The sequence below is a fragment of the Nocardioides sp. GCM10030259 genome (assembly GCF_042666375.1).
Lineage (GTDB): Bacteria > Actinomycetota > Actinomycetes > Propionibacteriales > Nocardioidaceae > Nocardioides.
Genome location: NZ_JBHTDF010000016.1, coordinates 72,518 through 91,985, shown reverse-complemented (window position 1 = coordinate 91,985; position 19,468 = coordinate 72,518). Strand labels below are relative to the sequence as shown.

Here is a 19,468-nt window from a genome sequence, read left to right as displayed (position 1 = left end):
GACGTGGGCTACACGCTGAAGATGCGGATCTGGCGCGGCGACCAGTCGGGCGGCGACCTCGGTGACTACGACGTCGAGGTGTCCGAGGGCGAGGTCGTGCTCGACGCCCTGCACCGGGTGCAGGCCACCCAGGCCGGCGACCTCGCGATCCGGTGGAACTGCAAAGCCGGCAAGTGCGGGTCCTGCTCCGCCGAGGTCAACGGCCGACCGAAGCTGCTGTGCATGACCCGGCTGTCGGACTTCGACCCGAGCGAGACGATCACGGTCACCCCGATGCGCACGTTCCCGGTGATCCGCGACCTCGTCACCGACGTGTCGTACAACTACGAGAAGGCCAAGGAGCTCCCGTACGCCGAGCTCGGCCCCCGCGACGCCGACGGCAAGCGCAGGATGGCGCAGATCGACGTCGAGCGCGGGCAGGAGTTCCGCAAGTGCATCGAGTGCTTCCTGTGCCAGAACACCTGCCACGTCGTCCGTGACCACGAGGAGAACAAGCCGGCCTTCGCCGGACCCCGCTTCTTCCTGCGGTACGCCGAGCTCGACATGCACCCGCTCGACACCCACGACCGCCGCAAGCTCGCGCAGGAGGCCGCGGGCATCGGGATGTGCAACATCACCAAGTGCTGCACGGAGGTCTGCCCGGAGGGCATCAAGATCACCGACAACGCGATCATCCCGATGAAGGAGCGGGTCGCGGACCGCAAGTACGACCCGCTCGTCTGGCTCGGCAACAAGATCGGCCTCCGCAACAAGGACAACGACGGGCGGTCCGAGCCGTAGGCCGAGCCGGGGTCCGAGCTCGGCAGTGAAGGTACGAGCTCCGCGATCAGGCCGCGGAGCGTCGCGGCTCCGCGCCTCGTCCCCGTGCTCCCCACGCCGGCGCGGAGGCCCGTTCGAGACTGCCGACGGGCAGCAGCAACCAGTGCCGGCCGGCGCAGACCACCTTCGCGATCTCCACGGGCCCGTCGGTGCTCTCGACGACATCGCGCCAGTGCACCTCTGCCAACGCACCGCACTCCGGACACCAGGTCATGTCCATCTCGCACCCCCGAGGTCTCGTTCACAGGAAGAGCAGGGCACGTCGCCTCAGATACGGAGTCCCCGGTGAGCGAGGATCTCGTCATGGCACCGCTGGGCGCTCTCTGCCTGGTCATCCAGTTCACCTTCGACGGGATCGGAGCCGTTGCGGCTGCCCCGCGGGCGTCAGTAGATTCGAGGCCCGAAATCCATTGCTGCGCCGGTGTGCGCGTGCCCGGGGGCTCGGCCGACCCCGACCCTCGTCGTTTCCAAGCGCAGGACGGCGTCGCCATCCAGTCAGGGGCACCACGATGACCGACACCCTCAATCGCCCGGGTTCCACGCGCCGGGTGGCGCCCGTCCAGTACGTCTCACTGGCCGTCGGCGGCGTCGCCCTGGTGTTGAGCGCCTTCACCTTCGCCTCGGTGCAGGCTCAGGCCGACGACAGCGAGGAGTTCGAGAAGGAGATCCGGGCCCGGCTGCTGTGCCTGGAGCTTGACGGACCCAATGACTGCGGGGTCGACGGACTCGACTACCAACGCCTGCTCCGGGAGCAGGAGTGATCGGCGGGCGCTGACGCGCCTGCCCGCTCCGCGACCGAGCTCCACCCCGGCGGCGCCCGGCCGACTCGGTCGGGATCGGACGGCCGAGCCCGTGCTCGGCGCTGCGGATCCACCACTCGTCACAGGTCGAGCCGGGGGTACTCCTCAAGGTAGAACGCCTCGAACTCCTCCTCGCGCGACCGACGTGCCGGCGACCCGGCCTCCACGGTGTCGAGGGGAGGAACACTGCTCACAACATGTACCTCGCAGCGGCGTTGCCCAAGGATGACATCGCGGCCCACCTCATCGGAAGCGGGTACATGCAAGAGCGGTGGTCGCGCGCAGTGCAAGTCAGTCGGGAGATGGCAGGACTCCCGAGACCCGAACGCGGCCGACTCTGAGGTCGCAGCAGTCAGGGGTGAAGGCGCTTGACCCGGATCGTGAACGGCGCGCTGACGGGTGCGGCCGGGTTGCCGAGGTAGCGAACGACGGCGCGCACCTGCCGGTACTTCGGCCTCGGCTGCGCCGCGGGCGTGGGCGTGCCCGTGGTCGGAGGCTTCGGCGGGGTGGCGCCCGGCGCCTTCGGCTTCACGACGAGCTTGGTGATCTGCGCCGGCGTGAGTCGCACGATGCCGTCGACCGCGTGGGCGCTGACCCTGCGGTCGCCGACCTGGACCCGGACGGTTCCCGTCACTGCGGCGCCGTCGACGAGGATGCGAAGGCGCACCCGGTGCTCGGGGCGCCGGTCGACCGGCTCCATCCGGATGTCCACGTCCGGCTTGACGGGGGCCGGCTTGACGGGGGCCGGGGTGGCCGGGGCCGGGGTGACCGGGGTCGGGGTGACCGGGGTCGGCTGCGGGCCGCCGGGGCCGGGACCAGGGCCGCCAGTGCTGGGAGCCGCGTCGACGGTGACGCTGAACGTGGTCGAGCCGGTGTTGTCGTCGGCGTCGGTGGCGGTGACCTCGACGTTCGACGCCGAGGACGCGGCGGTCGGGGTGCCCGAGACCTGACCGGTGTCCCGGTCCAGGGTGACGCCGGTGGGCAGCGCACCGGTGGTGACCACGTAGGTGTACGGGGCGACACCGCCCGAGGCGTTCAGCGTGAACGGCGTCACCGGGACGCCGACGGTGAAGCGCTTCGCGCCGGGACTGGCCACGGTGACCGGGACGACGACGGCGGAGGTCGGGTCCGAGACGGCGGAGGCGGACCGGTACGCCGCCTTGGTGCCGGTGACGCGAACCGAGAGGTCGGCGCCGACGAGGTCGCCGGTCACGTCGAGCGAAGCGCCGATGGCGTCCTCGATCTCGTCACCGTCGGCGAGCCACTGGTAGGCCAGGTCGACCGGGGCGGGACCCCAGGTGCCGGCGTCCGCGGTCAGGGTGTCGCCGACGACCGGGGTGGTGTCGTCGATCGTGGGGACCGCGGTGGTCAGGCTGCTGAGGTCGGCACGGATCGCGAACGTCGTCGAGCCGGTGTTGCCGTCGGCGTCGGTGACGGTGATCGTGACGTTCGACGCCGTGGTCTCGGCGACCGGGGTGCCGGAGATCTCACCGGTGTCGGGGTCGAGGCCGACCCCGTCGGGGAGCGCGCCGCTGGCGATGTCGTAGCTGTACGGGGCCCGGCCGCCGGAGGCGGCGATGGTGAAGGACGTGAACCGCACCCCGACGTAGAGGTTCTGGTCGCCGGGGTTGGTCACGGTGACGGGGGCGACGACGTCGGCGGTCTGCGCCGACTCGGTCGACGCCTCGTCGTATCCCGCCTTGTGGCCGGTGACGCGCACCGAGATCTTCGTGCCGACCAGCACCGGGGTCACCTCGAGGTCGTTGCTCGTCTCCAGCGCGATCTCCTCGCCGTCGGCGAGCCACTGGTAGCTCAGCGCGACGGGATCAGGACCCCACGGGTCCACGGTCGCGGTCAGGATCTGGCCGACGACGGGCGTGGTGTCGTCGATGGTGGCGGCCCGGGTAGCCAGCGTCCCGAGGTCGACGTCGACGGCGAACGAAGCTGTCGCCGTCGCACTCGCGGAGTCGGTCACCGTCACGTCGACCACGAACGAACCGCCGGAGGCCGGCGTACCGCTCACCTCGCCCGTGCCGCGGTCGAGCGTGATCCCGTCCGGGAATGACCCAGCCGTGACGGCGTACGTGTACGGGCCGACACCGCCGGACGCGGAGATCGTGAACGGCGTGATGGGCGTGTCGAAGACGAAGGTCTTGCTGCCCGGGCTTGCCAGCGTCAGTGGTGCGGCACCGCCGTCGACGACGGCGACGGAGAACGTCGAGTACACGGGGTCGCCGTTGCCGTCGGTTGCTCGGACGGTGACGTTCTCGGCCGCGCGGGTCGAGGTCGGCGTACCGCTGATCTCACCGGTCGATGAGCCGAGCGTGAGCCCGGCGGGCAGACTCCCCGAGCTGATCGCGTACGTGTACGGGGACCGGCCGCCCGCAGCGGTCACCGCCACCGGTTCGATCGGCTGGTCGACCGGGTAGACCTGGGTGCCGGGGTTGCTGAGGGTCACCGCGTCGTTCTGCGCCGAGCTGCGCGGGGACCGGACGGCACGCTGGGTGAAGTCGACGCTGTTGTTGTCGGTGTCGACGCCGTTGGTGCGGCTCAGGGAGCCGCCCGCGGGCGGGTGGCTCGGCGCCGCGGTGGTCTCCGGCACGTTGGCGGTGCCCCAACCGACCAGGTCGACGCGGAGCGGGTCGTTGGTCGGCGACGTACCCGCCGCCGTCGCACCGGTCAGGGCGATGTGGCCGCCGGCCGTGGTCGAGGCCGACATGTCGAAGGTGTACCGCGCGTCCGGCGCAGCGGCGCCGGAGTAGTTCACGCCGGCGACCAGGTAGTAGCCGTGCGTCGGGACCACCGCCGTGAACACCGGGGAGCTCACGGCGTACGTGGCGCCGGTGGCCGACTTGTACTGCACCGTCCCGGTGAAGGTGATCGTCGCATCGGTGGGGTTGTAGAGCTCGACGTACTCGTCGGTCGCCGCCGTGCCGGTGCCGTTGCCGCCCGAGATCTCGTTGATGACGAGGTGCCCGGGCGCCGGATCCGCCGCGGCCGGCGGCGGCGCGGTGACCTGCGCGCCGGTGAACACCAGCGCGAGGCCGAGCGAGACCATGAGCGGGCCGCGGCCCGTGGCGTGATGGGCGCGGGTCACGAGCTCGCGCAGCGAAACGGCAGAGATGTTCACGGGCACACCGCCTCAGACGTGGATGAAGGGAGCCTGCCGAAGATAGGCAAGATGCCGACATCCGATGACCGAATTGCGAGGTCTTGCGCAAACCGTGCAGAACGGCGGGTCCGACCGGTGGGCCGGCCCCGGAACCTCCGAGACTGTGAGGGCGCTACCGTCAGGTTGCGCCTCGACGACGACAGGCTCCGGTACTACTTCGAAGCAGACGAGGGCGGCTACCCCACCTCGGCCGTGCTCACCCGGGAATAGTCCGGCCCACGGGCGCGTCGGGGCTCTCCTCGTTGGTGTTGCCATACCGCGCAGCTCTGTCCGTCACGTGCGTCGGTGGAACCTGACCTTGCCGTGGGGGAGGTGGGTGGTCTGGTAGTCGGGGTGGTGGGCGAGGCCGTGGTGGTAGGGGCAGTTGGGCTTGCCGTCCTCGAGGTTTGTCAGGCCGCCGTGGGCCCATGGGGTGGTTTGGTGGGCGTGCAGTCCGGTGGTGTGGTCGCATGCCTCTGCGGCGCAGCCGCGGTACTGCACGAACATCGCGAGGCGTTGGTGGTCGGTGAACGTACGACGCTTGCGGCCGAGGTCGAGGGGGACGGAGTCGCGGCCGAGGACGACGGGGATGATCCCGGCCTCGCAGGCGAGCCGTCGGGCCATCCCGGGGCTGATCTTGTCGCCGGTGTCGAGGGCGCCGGCCTTCTCCAGGCGTCCCGTCAGGGAGTCTTCGTCGATGAGGACCAGGAGGGTGGCGTTGATGCCGCCGGTGCGCGGGAGCCGCTTGACCGGGTAGCGGGCGGTGTACTCGCAGAACGCCTGCCCCATGGCTTGCGGGGCGGGCCGGCGTTCGACGCCGGCGCCTCGGGTGGCGGCCTGGTGCTTCGGCGCCATGATCGCCATCAGCGCCTTCCGCAGTGCCGCGCCGTGGAAGCGGGGGACGGTGAACGTGCCGCGCGTGCGGCCGCGGTCGTCGTCGCGGAGGGTGAGCTCGCAGGCCTGGGCCGCGGCGGCCTCCTCTTCGGCGAGCAGCCTTGCTTCGTGGGCGTCGGCCTGCTCGGGCGCGATGACCTCGTAGAGGTGTCGGCCGAGGTTGTTCAGGTCCCGGGCGTCGTGGTCACGTGCTTGCTCGAGCAGGTGCCGCTCGGCCTTCTCGAGGACGTCGGCGCCGAGGGTGTCGGGGAGCTTGTCGACCCAGCGGACGATCACCCGGGCCTGCTCGGCGAGCACCTGTCCGGCGGCGAGCGCGTCCCGGGTCAGCGGGTGCTGCTCGAGGGCGTGACCGAACCGCACCGTCGCGTGCGCGGCCGGACGCGTGCTCCTGGTCTGGTGGGCCAGCCAGTTGCCCGCGTTGGAGGCGTCGAGCTCGGCGCGGACATGCGCGACCGCAGCACTGACCCGGTGTCGGGGTGTCGCGATCGCTGTCATGCCATCCAGCCAACGCACCCCCACCGACAACCAGCCCGACCCGCCGGACCGCCTGTGCAAACATCGGTGGGAAGCCGGCCTGTGGACGGAAAGCGGTCCGCGGTCACAGCCGTGGACCGTCAGTCGCCCTTCAGGATGGTCTCGAGTTCGACGAGTGCGCGGTCGGCGTACCCCTTCCACATGCGGCCGAGGACGTGCGTGGTGAGGAGTGCCCGCGCGGCCTTCGTGTGGAAGGTCCAGGCCCACCTGATGCGTGCGCGATCGCCGTCCGGGTCGATCATCCACACGCCGTCGATGGTCGTCACGAACTGCCGGAGCGGGCCTTCGATCTCGTCGAGGACGTAGGCGAACCTGTGGGGTCGCTCGACCGAGGTGAGGGTCTCCCGGAACCGGCCGCTGTCGGCGAGCACGATCGTGCGCGTCTGGCCGACCTTCCCCCAGTCGTCCGGCTCGTCGACCACCTCCGTGACCGGCGGGAACGCGGCGTAGCGGCGGCTGAAGATGTCCTGCAACCGAGCGCCCATCAGCCGATCGAACGCAGCGACCGGCTCGACGGCAACCACCCGCGACGCCTCGACCCGCTGACCGGACACGACAGCAGGCTACGCGTCCGGCTGCCCGACGTCCTCACCCCGGCGCGCGGGTGCACCGGTCAGCCCACGCAGCACCCCTCGGCGTCGGCGCTGTCGGCGACCTCGACGCCGAGGTGGTTGATCGAGTCGCCCCGGCCGGGGGTTCTCGATGAGCACCAGGGCAGTCTGTCAATATCGACGCATGTCGAAGTCTCTGCTCGAGCTGACGCCGGTCCAGGCCGTCGCGTGCTGCTCGCCGGTCACCCGCGAGCCCCTCTCGGCGGAGGCGGCGGAGCGCATCGCGCCGCTGGTCAAGGCGATCGCCGACCCGGTGCGGCTCCGGCTGCTGTCGCTGGTGGCCTCGCATGCCGACGGCGAGGCATGCGTGTGCGACCTCAACGACGCCTTCGAGCTGTCCCAGCCGACGATCAGCCACCACCTCAAGCTCCTGCACGAGGCGGGGCTGCTCGACCGGGAGAAGCGCGGCGTGTGGGTCTACTACCGGATCAACGCCGCCGCGCTCGGCGACCTGGCCGCGCTGCTCGGCGGCGTCAGGTCGTGACCGGCCGGCTCAGTCGAGCAGCGCCACGATCCCCCTCGAGACGACGTACGTCGCGGCGCCCAGTGCGGCCGCCACGACCGCCGTCACGAGCAGGATCGTGACGACCGCGCGCAGCACGGCCCGCCAGCGATTCGGCTCTCCCTCCAGGTCCCGGCCGTGAGGCCGGTGAACGATGCTCGCCATCTTGATCTCTCCCTCCCCGAGTCGAGGATCGATCCGGGATCCAGCGTGTTCCTCGGTTGCTCGCCTGTCTTCGCCTGCTCCGGGTGAGACGCTGGGACGGGCCGGCCGGTTGCCGGTCGACACCCGCGACGACCCCGGCCGGTTCGGCTATGTCGATCGAGTAACCTCACTTCGAATTCGAGTGGCGGTCGAGCGGGAGCCGAGAGGGGGGACGAGCGCGTGGTCACGGGACGTCCGGCGCGGGCGCTGCTGGCGACCCTCGCCGTCAGCGCGCTGGCCGTCGTCGGCATCGACGACCCGTCCCGGGTGCCCGAGTCGGCCCGGGAGGCGCTCACCCCGACGCCGACGCCGGCCTTCACGATGCCGGTGGACGAGCCGAACGTCCTGATGGTCACCGTCGACGACCTCGCCGTCGACGACATGCGCTACCTGCCCCACGTGCGCGAGCTGATGGGGACCGGCGGGGTGGAGTTCGCCGACGGGCTGGCGCCGTCGCCGATGTGCGTGCCGGCCCGCGCCTCGCTGCTCACCGGACAGTACGCCCACAACCACGGCGCGAAGACCGTGCGCGGGCCGTCCGGCGGCTACCAGGCCTTCCACGACCAGGACCAGACGATCGCCAAGGCGCTGAAGGACAGGGGCTACGCGACCCTCTTCGCCGGCAAGTACCTCAACGGCTACGGCAAGAACAAGACCGCGCGCGACGTTCCGCCCGGCTGGACCGACTGGCGGGCGACGCCGGACCCGTCGACGTACCGCTTCTTCGACCAGCGCCTCAACGTCAACGGGACCGTGCAGCGCCAGCAGGGCTACACGACCGACGTGATGACCGACCAGGCCGCGGACATGATCACAGGCGTCCGCCGGGGCAAGCCGTGGTTCGCGTGGGTCAACTACGTCGCGCCCCACGTGGGCTCGCCCGTGCTGCCCGACGACCCCAAGAAGAAGTACGCCGGCACGTCGGCGGCCCGCTTCAAGACGACGGTGCCCGACCCGCAGGACCGGGGTCACTACCGGGACGTCCCGTTGCCGACGACGCTCAGCTCCTTCCAGGACGGGGCACCGGACCTGCCGCCGTGGGCGCCGGCGAACGTCCGCACGTTCGACGACCTGCAGCAGAAGGTGCTCGCGGAGGTCCACCAGCGCCGCATCGAGGCGGCGCGCGGGCTCGACCGGGCGTTCGCCAAGCTTGTCGGGCTGCTCGAGCGGACCAACCAGCTGGACCGGACGCTGGTGATCTTCACGTCCGACAACGGCTACGCGATCGGCAACCACAACCTCAACGGCAAGCTCTACCACTACGAGGAGTCGGTGGGGATCCCGATCTACATGCGCGGGCCGGGGCTGCCGGCGGGCGTGACCGTGCCGACGGCGGTCACCAACCCCGACATCGCCGCCACCATCCTGGCCGCGACCAGGACGGAGCCGCCGCGGCCGCTCGACGGCGTCGACATCCTGCCGTGGATCGACGCGCCCGCGCAGGTGCGCGTGGTGCCGATCGAGGGCTACGAGGTCAGCGGCAGCAGGCGCATCTACTGGGGTGTGCGGGTGGGCGACTGGACCTACGTCCGGTACCGCAAGGGCGGCGCGGAGCTCTACAACCGCACGAGCGACCAGGACGAGGTCTACAACCTGGCACGTGTGAAGGAGTACGCCCCCGTGCGCAAGGCGCTCGCCTCGCTCGCCATGCGCTACCGCGGCTGCGCCGGCGAGAGCTGCCCGAAGGAGTTCTACCCGGCCGACGAGCTGGCCGAGCTGGTGGAGGCGAGCGATGCCTGAGTGCCTCTGGACAGGGTTCCACCTCGACCCGCGCCGGCCCGAGCACGCGCGGATCCGGGCGACCGACGCCGACCGCGGGCACGCGCGCGACCTGCTCGCCGAGGCGTACGCCGACGGTCGGCTCGACCGTGACGAGCTCGACGCGCGCGTCGCGAAGGTCGACGGCCCGGTCACCCTCGGCGCGCTGCTGCACCTGCTCTCCGACCTCGAGCCGGTCCGCTCGGGCGGGCCGGGCGGGCCGGCCGCGCGGACGAGGAGGCCGCAGGCCCGGGAGCTCCTCACGTTCGTGCTGTGCAGCGCGGTGTGCGTGCTGCTGTGGGGGCTGACCGGTCGCGGGTTCTTCTGGCCGCTGTGGGTCGTCGTCTTCACGGGCCTCCCGCCGCTGGCGACGATCGTGCGGGGCCGCCCGGTCGGGGGCGACCGCACCGGGCGCGGGAAAGGTCACACTCAGTAGCAGACGTCCGGGACCGCTCCTATCGTTCGCCCCATGACCGAACGCGTCGAGGGCGGCTTGCACGAGCCCGAGGAGCTGGAGCCCGAGCAGGGCTCGCTGGACCTGGCGGACCCCGACGACACCTGGACGGTGGCCGACTGGGAGGCCCAGGCGGCCGCCGTGCTGCGCAAGTCCCGTCGCCTCGGGGAGGACGACGCCGACGAGCAGGTCTGGGCGAAGCTGACGCGCCGCACCCTGGACGGCATCGAGGTCAGCCCGCTCGGGACGCCGGCGCTGCTCGACGACCTGGAGACCAGCGGCCGGCCCACGCGGCAGGGCGACTGGGACGTCCGGGCGTACGTCGGCGCGCGGGACGCCGCGCGCGCCAACGAGGAGGCGCTCGTCGACCTCGACGGGGGAGTGACGAGCCTCTGGGTGCACGGCCCGGCCGACTACGCGGTCGCCCTCGAAGGCGTGCTGCTCGACCTCGCGCCCGTCATCCTCGACGGCGGCGACCCCGCCGCGTTCCTCTCCTACGTCGCCGACCGGGAGCTCCACCCGGGCACCAACCTCGGCGTACCGGCCGCCGACGCCACCGCCGAGCTGGGCCGGGCCGCGCAGGAGCGCGGCATCCGTGCGTTCGTCGTCGACGCGACCACCGTCCACGACCGCGGCGCGAGCGACGTGCAGGAGCTCGCGTGGTCGATGGCCGAGGCCGCGGCGTACCTGCGCCGGCTGACGGGGGCCGGGCTGACCGTTGACCACGCCGCGGGCCTGGTCGAGTTCCGGTACGCCGCGACCGACGAGCAGTTCCCGACGATCGCCAAGCTCCGTGCGGCCCGACGCCTCTGGGCGCGGGTGCTCGAGCTCAGCGCCGGCTCCGGCGAGCAGGTGCAGCACGCGGTGACCAGCCGCCCGATGATGAGCAAGTACGACCCCTGGGTGAACATGCTCCGCACCACCGTCGCGGCCTTCGCCGCCGGCGTCGGCGGTGCCGACAGCGTGACGGTGCTGCCCTTCGACAGCCCGCTGGGCCGGCCCGACGCGTTCGGGCGCCGGATCGCGCGCAACACCTCGCACCTGCTCATCGACGAGTCGCACGTCGCCCACGTGGCCGACCCCGCGGGCGGGTCGTACGCCGTCGAGAAGCTCACCGACGACCTCGCCCGCGCCGCGTGGGAGCTCTTCGTGCGCCTCGACGAGGGTGCCGACCTCGATGCCGAGATCGCGAGGACCGTCGCGGAGCGCGAGCGCCAGATCGCCACGCGCAAGCGGCCGATCACCGGTCTCACCGAGTTCCCGAACCTCGACGAGGTGCTCCCCGAGCGCGACGGCGAGCCCGACGACGTACGCCGCTACGGCGCGAGCTTCGAGGCGCTGCGCGACGAGCCGGCCGCGACCCCCGTCCACCTCGCCACCATCGGCACCGTCGCCCAGCACACCGCCCGCGCGACGTTCGCGACCAACCTCCTCGCCGCAGGAGGCATCGCGGTCACGACGGCGGGCGGCCGCGTGGTCTGCGTCGCCGGCACCGACGCGGCGTACGACGAGCACGGTGCCGAGACCGCAGCCGAGCTGCGGAGGAACGGCGCCGATTGGGTGATCGTCGCCGGCAAGCCGCGCGACTGGGCCGACGACTCGTGCGCGATGGGCGTGGACGCCCTGGACTTCCTGACCCGGACGAGGGAGAAGCTCGCATGACCGTCCCGAAGAGCACCGTGCCCACGAGCTTCGGCGGCGAGCCATGGATGTCCCCCGAGGGCATCGAGATCAAGCCGATGTACGGCCCCGAGGACATCGCGGGCCTCGACGCCCTCGGCACGCTCCCGGGGCTCAGCCCGTTCCTGCGCGGGCCCTACCCGACGATGTACACGACGCAGCCGTGGACGATCCGGCAGTACGCCGGCTTCTCGACCGCCGAGGAGTCCAACGCCTTCTACCGCCGCAACCTCGCGGCCGGCCAGAAGGGCCTCAGCGTCGCGTTCGACCTCGCGACCCACCGCGGCTACGACTCCGACCACCCGCGGGTGCGCGGCGACGTCGGGATGGCGGGCGTGGCGATCGACTCCATCTACGACGCGCGCACGCTCTTCGACGGCATCCCGCTCGACCAGATGTCGGTGTCGATGACCATGAACGGCGCGGTGCTGCCGGTGCTCGCCCTCTACATCGCGGCGGCCGAGGAGCAGGGGGTGAAGCCGGAGCAGCTCGCGGGGACCATCCAGAACGACATCCTCAAGGAGTTCATGGTCCGCAACACCTACATCTACCCGCCGGCGCCGAGCATGCGGATCATCAGCGACATCTTCCAGTTCACGTCGCAGAAGATGCCGCGGTTCAACTCCATCTCGATCTCCGGGTACCACATCCAGGAGGCCGGGGCGACCAACGACCTCGAGCTCGCCTACACGCTGGCCGACGGCGTCGAGTACATCCGCGCCGGCCTCGACGCCGGCCTGACCATCGACCAGTTCGCGCCCCGGCTCTCCTTCTTCTGGGCGATCGGCATGAACTTCTTCATGGAGGTCGCCAAGATGCGCGCGGCCCGGGCGCTGTGGGCCCGGCTGGTGCGCCAGTTCGACCCGCAGAACCCCAAGTCGCTCTCGCTGCGGACCCACTCCCAGACCTCCGGCTGGTCGCTCACCGCGCAGGACGTCTTCAACAACGTGCAGCGCACGTGCATCGAGGCGATGGCCGCGACGCAGGGCCACACCCAGAGCCTGCACACCAACGCCCTCGACGAGGCGATCGCGCTGCCGACCGACTTCTCGGCGCGGATCGCCCGCAACACCCAGCTGCTCCTGCAGCAGGAGAGCGGCACCACCGGCACCATCGACCCCTGGGCCGGCAGCTACTACGTCGAACGCCTCACCCACGACCTCGCCGAGCGCGCGTGGGCGCACATCCTCGAGGCCGAGCAGGCCGGCGGCATGGCCGCGGCGATCGAGCAGGGCATCCCGAAGATGCGCATCGAGGAGGCCGCCGCCCGCACCCAGGCCCGCATCGACTCGGGCGCGCAGAAGGTCATCGGCGTCAACACCCACCGGCTCGCCGAGGAGGACAAGCTCGACGTCCTCAAGGTCGACAACGACGACGTCTACCGCCAGCAGGTCGCCAAGCTCGAGCGGCTGCGCGCCGAACGCGACGACGACGACGTACGCCGTGCGCTCGAGGCTCTCACCCGGTCGGCAGAGCAGGGGTCGAGCGCCGGGTCGCTCGATGGCAACCTGCTCGCGCTGGCCGTCGACGCCGCCCGCGCGAAGGCGACCGTCGGGGAGATCTCGGAGGCGCTCGAGAAGGTCTACGGCCGGCACCAGGCGGTGATCCGTACGATCAGCGGCGTGTACAGGGACGAGTCGGCCACCGGCGAGGGCGGGACGCTCGTGCAGCAGGTGCTCGACGCGACCGCCGAGTTCGAGGAGGCGGAGGGCCGCCGCCCGCGCATCCTGGTCGCGAAGATGGGCCAGGACGGCCACGACCGCGGCCAGAAGGTCGTGGTCACCGCGTTCGCCGACATGGGCTTCGACGTCGACGTGGGGCCGCTGTTCTCGACCCCCGAGGAGGTCGCGCAGCAGGCGATCGACGCCGACGTGCACATCGTGGGCGTCTCGTCGCTGGCTGCGGGTCACCTCACGCTGCTGCCCGCGCTGCGGAAGGCGCTGGAGGAGCAGGGGCGCCCCGACATCATGGTCGTCATCGGCGGCGTGATCCCGCCCGACGACGTACCGACGCTCCGCGAGATGGGGGCGGCGGCGGTGTTCCTGCCCGGCACGGTCATCGCCGAGTCCGCGCTCGACCTCCTGGCCCGGCTGCGGGAGCAGCTGGACCACGGAGCCTGATGCCCGACGTCGAGTCGCTCCTCGCGGGCATCCGCGAGGGCCGACGCGCCGCCGTCTCGCAGGCGATCACGCTCGTCGAGTCGACCAGCCCGAGGCACCGGGAGCTCGCGCGCGAGCTGCTCACCGCACTGGCGGCCGACGCGCCGACCGACGTCGTGCGGGTCGGCATCTCGGGCGTGCCCGGCGTCGGCAAGTCGACCTTCATCGAGGCGCTCGGCACGAGGCTGACCGCGACGGGGCACCGGGTCGGCGTGCTCGCGGTCGACCCGTCGAGCGTGCGCACCGGTGGCTCGGTGCTCGGCGACAAGACCCGGATGGCACGGCTCGCCAACGACCCGGACGCGTTCGTGCGCCCGTCGCCCAGCGCGGGCACCCTCGGCGGCGTCGCGCGGGCGACCGTGCAGGCGATGGCGGTGCTCGAGGCGTCGGCGTACGACGTGGTGCTCGTCGAGACGGTCGGCGTCGGCCAGTCCGAGGTGACCGTCGCGGGCATGGTCGACACGTTCCTCTTCCTGACCCTCGCCCGCACCGGCGACCAGCTGCAGGGCATCAAGAAGGGCATCCTCGAGCTCGCCGACGTGATCGCGGTCAACAAGGCCGACGGCGACCGCGAGCAGGAGGCGCGGGTCGCGGCGCGCGACCTCTCCGGGGCGCTGCGGCTGGTGCGCGGCCGGGGGGAGTGGGTGCCGCCGGTGGTGACCTGCTCAGCGCTCGAGGGCTCCGGCGTCGACGACGTCTGGCAGCGGGTGCACGGCCACCGCGACCACCTCGGCCCGCAGGGCCTGGCCGACAAGCGGGCGCAGCAGCAGCTCGAGTTCGTGTGGGCGCTGGTCCGCGACGAGCTCGACCAGCGGCTGCGGCACTCGGCCCCGGTCCGCGCGGTGCGCGACGAGGTGCGGGCGGCCGTGCTCGCGGGCGAGCTGCCGGCGACCGTCGCCGCCGACCGGATCCTCGCGGCGTACGACGGCAGCTGACCTCTCCCCGGACGCGGGACACCTCGGGGACGCGATGTCCCGAGGGATCAGGACACCCGGCTCATGCGCCCGGGACTCGCGGACCGGGAGTCTCTCCCACACGAGATCCCACCCGCTCTGGAGAGGCAACACACCATGCGCAAGACCCGCATCCTCGCCGCCACCGCCGTGGCCGGCGCGCTCGCCGCCGGTGGCCTGGCCACGGCACCGTCGGGCGCCGTCACCTCGGCCAAGCCGGCCAAGCCGGAGGTCCTGGCCAAGGGCCTGCTGAGCCCGCTGAGCATCGCCGTCGACAGCACCGACGTCTACGTCACCCAGAACTTCGGCGGCACCCTCCAGCTGCTCCAGCCCGGCGAGAGGCCCGAGACCCTCTACGCCGCCAAGGGTGGCGCCGAGGTCGGCGCCGTCTCGGCCCGGCGCGGCACCGTCACCTTCGCCGTCAGCGAGGCCGACAAGGACGGCAACTACACGGCGACCCGGCTGATGAGGATCGGCGGCAGCGGCAAGGCGCAGCCGGTCGCCAACCTGCTCGCCCACGAGCGGAAGACCAATCCCGACGGCGAGATCACCTACGGCGCCCGCGGCATCACCCCGGACTGCGCCGCCCTGTGGCCGTCCGACGGTCCGCCCGCGACGTACCCCGGCATCGTCGACTCGCACCCGTACGCGACGACCACGCACAAGAGGACGACGTACGTCGCGGACGCGGCGATGAACGCGATCCTCGCGGTCTCCCCGAAGGGCAAGGTCAGCACGGTCGCGGTGCTGCCGGGCGTGCCGACCGAGATCACGGCCGAGCTCGCCGAGGCCCAGAAGCTGCCGCAGTGCGCGGTCGGCCTGGACTACTTCTTCGAGGCGGTCCCGACCGACGTCGAGGTCGGCCCCGACGGCAAGCTCTACGTGACCGCCCTCCCCGGCGGCCCGGAGGACCCGAGCCTCGGTGCGCGTGGCCGGCTCGTCAAGGTCAACCCGAAGAGTGGCAAGGTGACCACCGTGGCCGGTGGCCTCGTCAGCCCGGTGGGCGTGGCCGTCGCCGACAACGGCGACGCGTTCGTCTCGCAGCTGTTCAGCGGCGCGATCGCGCGGATCAAGAAGGGCTCCGGCAAGGCGAAGACCGTCCGTCAGCTCTCGATGACCGGTGACGTCGAGGTCCGGGGCAAGAGGATCTTCGCCACGACCGACGTCCTCCCGCCGGAGGGCAAGAAGCCCAACGGCAAGGTGGTCAGCTTCAAGCGCTGACCCCTCGTGAGCCGAGTGCGGGCCCCGGATGATCGGCCGGGGCCTGCACTACTGCGTCCGCGTGTATATAGCCCATTCGGGCGTTGCGCACTACCTCTGGGCGTAGCCACTGTGGGCCTCTCATCACCGCTCAGGGAGGCATTCATGCGTAGAACCCGGATCGTCGCCGCCTCGGCGACGCTCGCTCTCGCGGCCACGACTGCCGTGCTCATGCCGGCGAGCCAGGCTGCAGCACCCAAGCCGACGACCCTTGCGAAGAAGCTCGTCGCCCCGCTCAGCGCGGCGGTCGACGACGACGGCACGGCGTACGTGACGCAGAACTTCGCGGGCATGCTGACGCGGGTGGCCCCCGGCGAGAAGCCCGAGACCGTCTACGCCAGCAAGGGTGGCAACGAGGTCGGCGGCGTCTCGGTCTTCCACGGCAAGCTCGTGTTCACGGAGACCAAGAGCGACGCCGAGGGCAACCCGCAGAAGTCGTGGGTCAAGTGGATCACCGCGAAGGGCAAGGTCAAGACGCTCGCCAACATCCGCGCCTACGAGAACAAGAAGAACCCCGACAAGGACGTCATCTACGGCGCTCGCGGCATCAGCCCCGAGTGCGAGGCTCAGTGGCCGGTCGAGGAGATCGGTCCCGCGACGTACCCGGGCATCAAGGACTCGCACCCGTACGCGACGTACCAGGTCGACGAGGGGACCGTCTTCGTCGCCGACGCCGGCATGAACGCCGTGCTCGCCATCTCCCCGAAGGGCAAGATCCGCACGGTCGCGGTGAGCCCGCCGGTGGCGGTCAAGATCACGCCCGAGATGGCCGCGGGCTTCGGCGTCCCGGACTGCGCGGTGGGTCTGACCTACTACGGCGAGTCGGTGCCGACCGACGTCCAGAAGGGCGGCAAGGGCAAGCTCGTCTTCACCACCCTGGGTGGCGGCCTCGGCGAGCAGATGCCGCTGGGCGCGGTCTACCGCGTCAAGATGGACGGCGGCAAGGCGAAGCTGGTCGCCGGTGGCATCTTCGGCCCGACGGGCGTGGCGACCGCCGCGAACGGCGACATCTACGTCGCGCAGCTCTTCGGCGGCGAGATCTCGCGGATCAAGAAGGGCACGTCGAAGGTGAAGACCTACGCCAAGGCGAAGATGCCCGCGACGGTCGAGTGGACGCCGGACGGCATCTACGCGACGACCAACGTGCTCGGCCCCGAGGACGCGCCGCCGGCGGGCAAGCTCGTCCGCTACGGCAGCTGAGCCACGCAGCACCGCACGGTGCGGGTCCCGGCCGCTGGTCGGGGCCCGCACCGGCCTGCCCGGTGGACTAACCTCGTGCTGACATGTCCTCTGTCAGTCCGATCCCCGGCGCGCCCTCCGGCGCGGTCATCGACGACGCCGTCTCGGCAGCCGAGGACGAGCTCGTCGTGCTGCGCCGCGACATCCACGCGCACCCCGAGCTGTCCTGGCGCGAGCTGCGCACGACCGCCCTGGTCGCCGAACGGATCCGGCGGGCCGGGTGGCGGGTCACCGAGCTGCCGCGCACGGGCCTCGTCGCCGAGATCGGGGACGCCGGTCCGGTGGTCGCCCTCCGCGCCGACCTCGACGCGCTGCCGGTCCCGGACCTGACCGGTGACCCCTGGGCGAGCACCGTCGAGGGCGTCACCCACGCCTGCGGCCACGACGTGCACACGGCCGCCCTGGTCGGCGCGGCCGTCGCACTCGGCCGCGTGCACGACCTCGGCGGTCTCCCGGGGCGCGTGCGGCTGCTCTTCCAGCCCGCCGAGGAGGTCATGCCCGGCGGGGCACTGTCGCTGATCGAGCTCGGCGCCCTCGACGACGTCGACCGCATCTTCGGCCTGCACTGCGACCCCACGCTCGACGTGGGCAAGGTCGGGCTGCGAGAGGGGCCGATCACCGGCGCCGCCGACCACCTCGACGTGACGCTCACCGGCTCCGGGGGCCACACCTCGCGCCCGCACCTGACCGAGGACCTCACGTTCGCGCTCGGCAAGGTCGTCACCGAGCTCCCGGCGATCCTGTCCCGCCGGCTCGACCCCCGGGCGGGCGTCAGCGTCGTCTGGGGCGTGGTCCGGGCCGGCTCGGCGCACAACGTCATCCCGGCGACCGGCCGGCTCGGCGGAACCGTCCGGATGCTCGACGCGATCGCCTGGTCCGAGGCCGAGAAGCTGGTGCCGCTCCTCGTGGAGCAGATCGTCGCGCCGTACGGCGTGCACGCGCAGGTCGACTACCAGCGGGGCGTGCCCCCGGTGGTCAACGAGCTCAGCTCGATCACGCAGCTCGCGTGGGCCGTGGAGGCGGTGCTGGGACCGGAGGGACACGTGCCGACCCAGCAGAGCCTCGGTGGCGAGGACTTCGGCTGGTACCTCGACCGGGTTCCCGGCGCGATGGGCCGCCTCGGCACGCGTACGCCGGGAGGTCCGACGTACGACCTCCACCAGGGCAACCTCCGCGTCGACGACCGTGCGGTGGGGGTCGGCGCGCGGGTGCTGGCCCAGGTCGCGGTGTCGTCGCTGGCGCGGTCCTGACGCAAAATTGACGCCACGCGGGCATCGACTCGATAACAACTTCGTCAATGCCGTGCTGGAACCGCATCGCGGGCCCTAGTGTCTGACTGTTTTCGCGCCCTGACGGGCGTCCACAGCACACGAAGGAGGCGTCTTGCGGCGCACCACGAAGTTTGCGGCAGTGCTCGCGGCCGGAATCCTGGCCCTGACTGCCTGCGGCAGTGACGACAGCGACAACGGCTCGGCGTCTGACGACGAGAGCGCGGCGCCCACGTCCGACGTGAAGGTCGGCATGGCCTACGACGTCGGCGGTCGCGGCGACCAGTCCTTCAACGACTCCGCGGCGGCCGGTCTCGACCAGGCCAAGGAAGAGTTCGGCATGGAGGCCCAGGAGTCCGAGGCCGAGGACGGCGAGGCCGAGACCGCCCGCGAGGAGCGCCTGCGCACCTTCGCCGACGCCGGCTACGACCCGATCATCGCCGTGGGCTTCGCCTACGCCGCGTCGGTCGCCAAGGTCGCCGAGGAGTACCCCGACGTCCACTTCGCGATCATCGACGACGAGAGCCTCGCCGACGTCCCGAACGTCGCCAGCCTGGTCTTCGCCGAGGAGCAGGGCTCGTTCCTGGTCGGCGCCGCTGCGGCGCTGAAGACCGAGTCCGACCACATCGGCTTCGTCGGTGGCGTCGAGACCCCGCTGATCCAGAAGTTCGAGGCCGGTTACATCGCCGGGGCCGAGGCGGTCAACCCGGACATCAAGGTCGACGTCAAGTACCTCACCCAGGTCCCGGACTTCTCCGGCTTCGCCGACCCGGCCAAGGGCAAGACGGCCGCGCAGGGCATGTACGACAACGGCGCGGACGTCGTCTACCACGCCGCCGGTGGCTCCGGTGGCGGTGTCTTCGAGGCGGCCTCCGAGGCCGGCGCGAAGGCGATCGGTGTCGACTCCGACCAGTTCAACACGGCCGACCCGTCCGTGCAGGACGTCATCATCACGTCGATGCTCAAGAACGTGAACGTCGCGGTCCACGAGTACCTCACGGCCGTGAACGACGGTGACTTCCCCGCGGGCGTCACCCGGTACGACCTCGCGGTCGACGGTGTCGGCTACTCGACCAGCGGTGGTCAGATCGACGACATCACCGACCAGCTCGACGAGTTCAAGCAGCAGATCATCGACGGCGAGATCACGGTCCCGACCGCTCCCTGATCGAGAGCACAACC

16 protein-coding genes are annotated in these 19,468 nt (G+C 71.5%); 12 read left to right on the top strand and 4 right to left on the bottom strand.

Translation table 11 applies throughout. The features are described from left to right. The first annotated feature begins 3 nt into the window (after nucleotides 1-3). Together ACFQQI_RS12850 and ACFQQI_RS12845 are read left to right on the top strand one after the other, a co-directional pair. Nucleotides 4-780: a succinate dehydrogenase/fumarate reductase iron-sulfur subunit gene (locus tag ACFQQI_RS12850; protein WP_378563579.1), complete on the top strand. Its 777-nt coding sequence runs from the start codon at nucleotides 4-6 to the stop codon at nucleotides 778-780. A gap of 548 nt (nucleotides 781-1,328) precedes the next feature. Further along, nucleotides 1,329-1,580 carry a hypothetical protein gene (locus ACFQQI_RS12845; RefSeq protein ID WP_378563576.1) on the top strand — a complete coding sequence of 84 codons (252 nt, stop codon included), beginning with the start codon at nucleotides 1,329-1,331 and terminating at the stop codon, nucleotides 1,578-1,580. A gap of 391 nt (nucleotides 1,581-1,971) precedes the next feature. On the opposite strand, the gene ACFQQI_RS12840 is transcribed toward ACFQQI_RS12845, so the two are convergent. From ACFQQI_RS12840 to ACFQQI_RS12830, 3 genes are all read right to left on the bottom strand, one after another. After that, on the bottom strand, nucleotides 1,972-4,749 hold the full coding sequence (locus tag ACFQQI_RS12840) for a putative Ig domain-containing protein (protein ID WP_378563574.1): 2,778 nt from the start codon (nucleotides 4,747-4,749) through the stop codon (nucleotides 1,972-1,974). Between the two features lie 315 nt (nucleotides 4,750-5,064). Then, complete coding sequence (locus ACFQQI_RS12835; RefSeq protein WP_378563572.1) at nucleotides 5,065-6,159, bottom strand: DUF222 domain-containing protein; 1,095 nt, start codon at nucleotides 6,157-6,159, stop codon at nucleotides 5,065-5,067. Between the two features lie 119 nt (nucleotides 6,160-6,278). Beyond that, nucleotides 6,279-6,752 (bottom strand): SRPBCC family protein, encoded by a 474-nt coding sequence (locus ACFQQI_RS12830; protein WP_378563569.1) that lies wholly within the window; start codon nucleotides 6,750-6,752, stop codon nucleotides 6,279-6,281. Between the two features lie 181 nt (nucleotides 6,753-6,933). Between ACFQQI_RS12830 and ACFQQI_RS12825 the strand changes: the two genes are divergently transcribed. Beyond that, a complete protein-coding gene (locus ACFQQI_RS12825; protein WP_378563565.1) occupies nucleotides 6,934-7,293 on the top strand; it encodes a metalloregulator ArsR/SmtB family transcription factor in 360 nt (119 codons plus the stop codon). A gap of 9 nt (nucleotides 7,294-7,302) precedes the next feature. Here ACFQQI_RS12825 and ACFQQI_RS12820 read toward each other — a convergent pair whose 3' ends face one another. After that, nucleotides 7,303-7,476: a hypothetical protein gene (locus tag ACFQQI_RS12820; RefSeq protein WP_378563561.1), complete on the bottom strand. Its 174-nt coding sequence runs from the start codon at nucleotides 7,474-7,476 to the stop codon at nucleotides 7,303-7,305. Nucleotides 7,477-7,695: 219 nt separating this feature from the next. On the opposite strand from ACFQQI_RS12820, the gene ACFQQI_RS12815 reads away from it, so the two are divergent. The 9 genes from ACFQQI_RS12815 (at nucleotide 7,696) to ACFQQI_RS12775 (ending at nucleotide 19,454) form a co-directional block, all read left to right on the top strand. After that, complete coding sequence (locus ACFQQI_RS12815) at nucleotides 7,696-9,255, top strand: sulfatase (RefSeq protein ID WP_378563558.1); 1,560 nt, start codon at nucleotides 7,696-7,698, stop codon at nucleotides 9,253-9,255. Next, nucleotides 9,248-9,709 carry a DUF1707 domain-containing protein gene (locus tag ACFQQI_RS12810; RefSeq protein ID WP_378563555.1) on the top strand — a complete coding sequence of 154 codons (462 nt, stop codon included), beginning with the start codon at nucleotides 9,248-9,250 and terminating at the stop codon, nucleotides 9,707-9,709. The genes ACFQQI_RS12815 and ACFQQI_RS12810 overlap by 8 nt, the downstream gene beginning before the upstream one ends. A gap of 33 nt (nucleotides 9,710-9,742) precedes the next feature. Further along, nucleotides 9,743-11,389: a methylmalonyl-CoA mutase family protein gene (locus ACFQQI_RS12805; protein ID WP_378563552.1), complete on the top strand. Its 1,647-nt coding sequence runs from the start codon at nucleotides 9,743-9,745 to the stop codon at nucleotides 11,387-11,389. Beyond that, nucleotides 11,386-13,527 (top strand): methylmalonyl-CoA mutase, encoded by a 2,142-nt coding sequence (scpA, locus tag ACFQQI_RS12800; RefSeq protein ID WP_378563549.1) that lies wholly within the window; start codon nucleotides 11,386-11,388, stop codon nucleotides 13,525-13,527. The genes ACFQQI_RS12805 and scpA overlap by 4 nt, the downstream gene beginning before the upstream one ends. Next, nucleotides 13,527-14,501, top strand: coding sequence for a methylmalonyl Co-A mutase-associated GTPase MeaB (gene meaB, locus ACFQQI_RS12795; RefSeq protein ID WP_378563546.1), 975 nt, complete (start codon nucleotides 13,527-13,529; stop codon nucleotides 14,499-14,501). The genes scpA and meaB overlap by 1 nt, the downstream gene beginning before the upstream one ends. Before the next feature lie 135 nt (nucleotides 14,502-14,636). Then, nucleotides 14,637-15,740 carry a ScyD/ScyE family protein gene (locus ACFQQI_RS12790; RefSeq protein ID WP_378563543.1) on the top strand — a complete coding sequence of 368 codons (1,104 nt, stop codon included), beginning with the start codon at nucleotides 14,637-14,639 and terminating at the stop codon, nucleotides 15,738-15,740. 144 nt (nucleotides 15,741-15,884) lie between these two features. Further along, a complete protein-coding gene (locus ACFQQI_RS12785) occupies nucleotides 15,885-16,979 on the top strand; it encodes a ScyD/ScyE family protein (protein WP_378563540.1) in 1,095 nt (364 codons plus the stop codon). A gap of 83 nt (nucleotides 16,980-17,062) precedes the next feature. Next, nucleotides 17,063-18,268, top strand: coding sequence for an amidohydrolase (locus ACFQQI_RS12780; RefSeq protein WP_378563537.1), 1,206 nt, complete (start codon nucleotides 17,063-17,065; stop codon nucleotides 18,266-18,268). Between the two features lie 133 nt (nucleotides 18,269-18,401). Beyond that, nucleotides 18,402-19,454, top strand: a complete 1,053-nt coding sequence (locus ACFQQI_RS12775; RefSeq protein WP_378563534.1) for a BMP family protein — start codon at nucleotides 18,402-18,404, stop codon at nucleotides 19,452-19,454. Nucleotides 19,455-19,468 lie beyond the last annotated feature (14 nt).

Excerpts from the sequence above, each read along its gene's own strand:
- ACFQQI_RS12835 (WP_378563572.1), bottom strand. The coding sequence starts at position 6,159 with ATGACAGCGATCGCGACACCCCGACACCGGGTCAGTGCTGCGGTCGCG.
- scpA (WP_378563549.1), top strand. The coding sequence starts at position 11,386 with ATGACCGTCCCGAAGAGCACCGTGCCCACGAGCTTCGGCGGCGAGCCA.
- ACFQQI_RS12785 (WP_378563540.1), top strand. The coding sequence starts at position 15,885 with ATGCGTAGAACCCGGATCGTCGCCGCCTCGGCGACGCTCGCTCTCGCG.
- ACFQQI_RS12845 (WP_378563576.1), top strand. The coding sequence starts at position 1,329 with ATGACCGACACCCTCAATCGCCCGGGTTCCACGCGCCGGGTGGCGCCC.
- ACFQQI_RS12810 (WP_378563555.1), top strand. The coding sequence starts at position 9,248 with ATGCCTGAGTGCCTCTGGACAGGGTTCCACCTCGACCCGCGCCGGCCC.
- ACFQQI_RS12780 (WP_378563537.1), top strand. The coding sequence starts at position 17,063 with ATGTCCTCTGTCAGTCCGATCCCCGGCGCGCCCTCCGGCGCGGTCATC.
- ACFQQI_RS12825 (WP_378563565.1), top strand. The coding sequence starts at position 6,934 with ATGTCGAAGTCTCTGCTCGAGCTGACGCCGGTCCAGGCCGTCGCGTGC.
- ACFQQI_RS12790 (WP_378563543.1), top strand. The coding sequence starts at position 14,637 with ATGCGCAAGACCCGCATCCTCGCCGCCACCGCCGTGGCCGGCGCGCTC.
- ACFQQI_RS12820 (WP_378563561.1), bottom strand. The coding sequence starts at position 7,476 with ATGGCGAGCATCGTTCACCGGCCTCACGGCCGGGACCTGGAGGGAGAG.
- ACFQQI_RS12805 (WP_378563552.1), top strand. The coding sequence starts at position 9,743 with ATGACCGAACGCGTCGAGGGCGGCTTGCACGAGCCCGAGGAGCTGGAG.
- meaB (WP_378563546.1), top strand. The coding sequence starts at position 13,527 with ATGCCCGACGTCGAGTCGCTCCTCGCGGGCATCCGCGAGGGCCGACGC.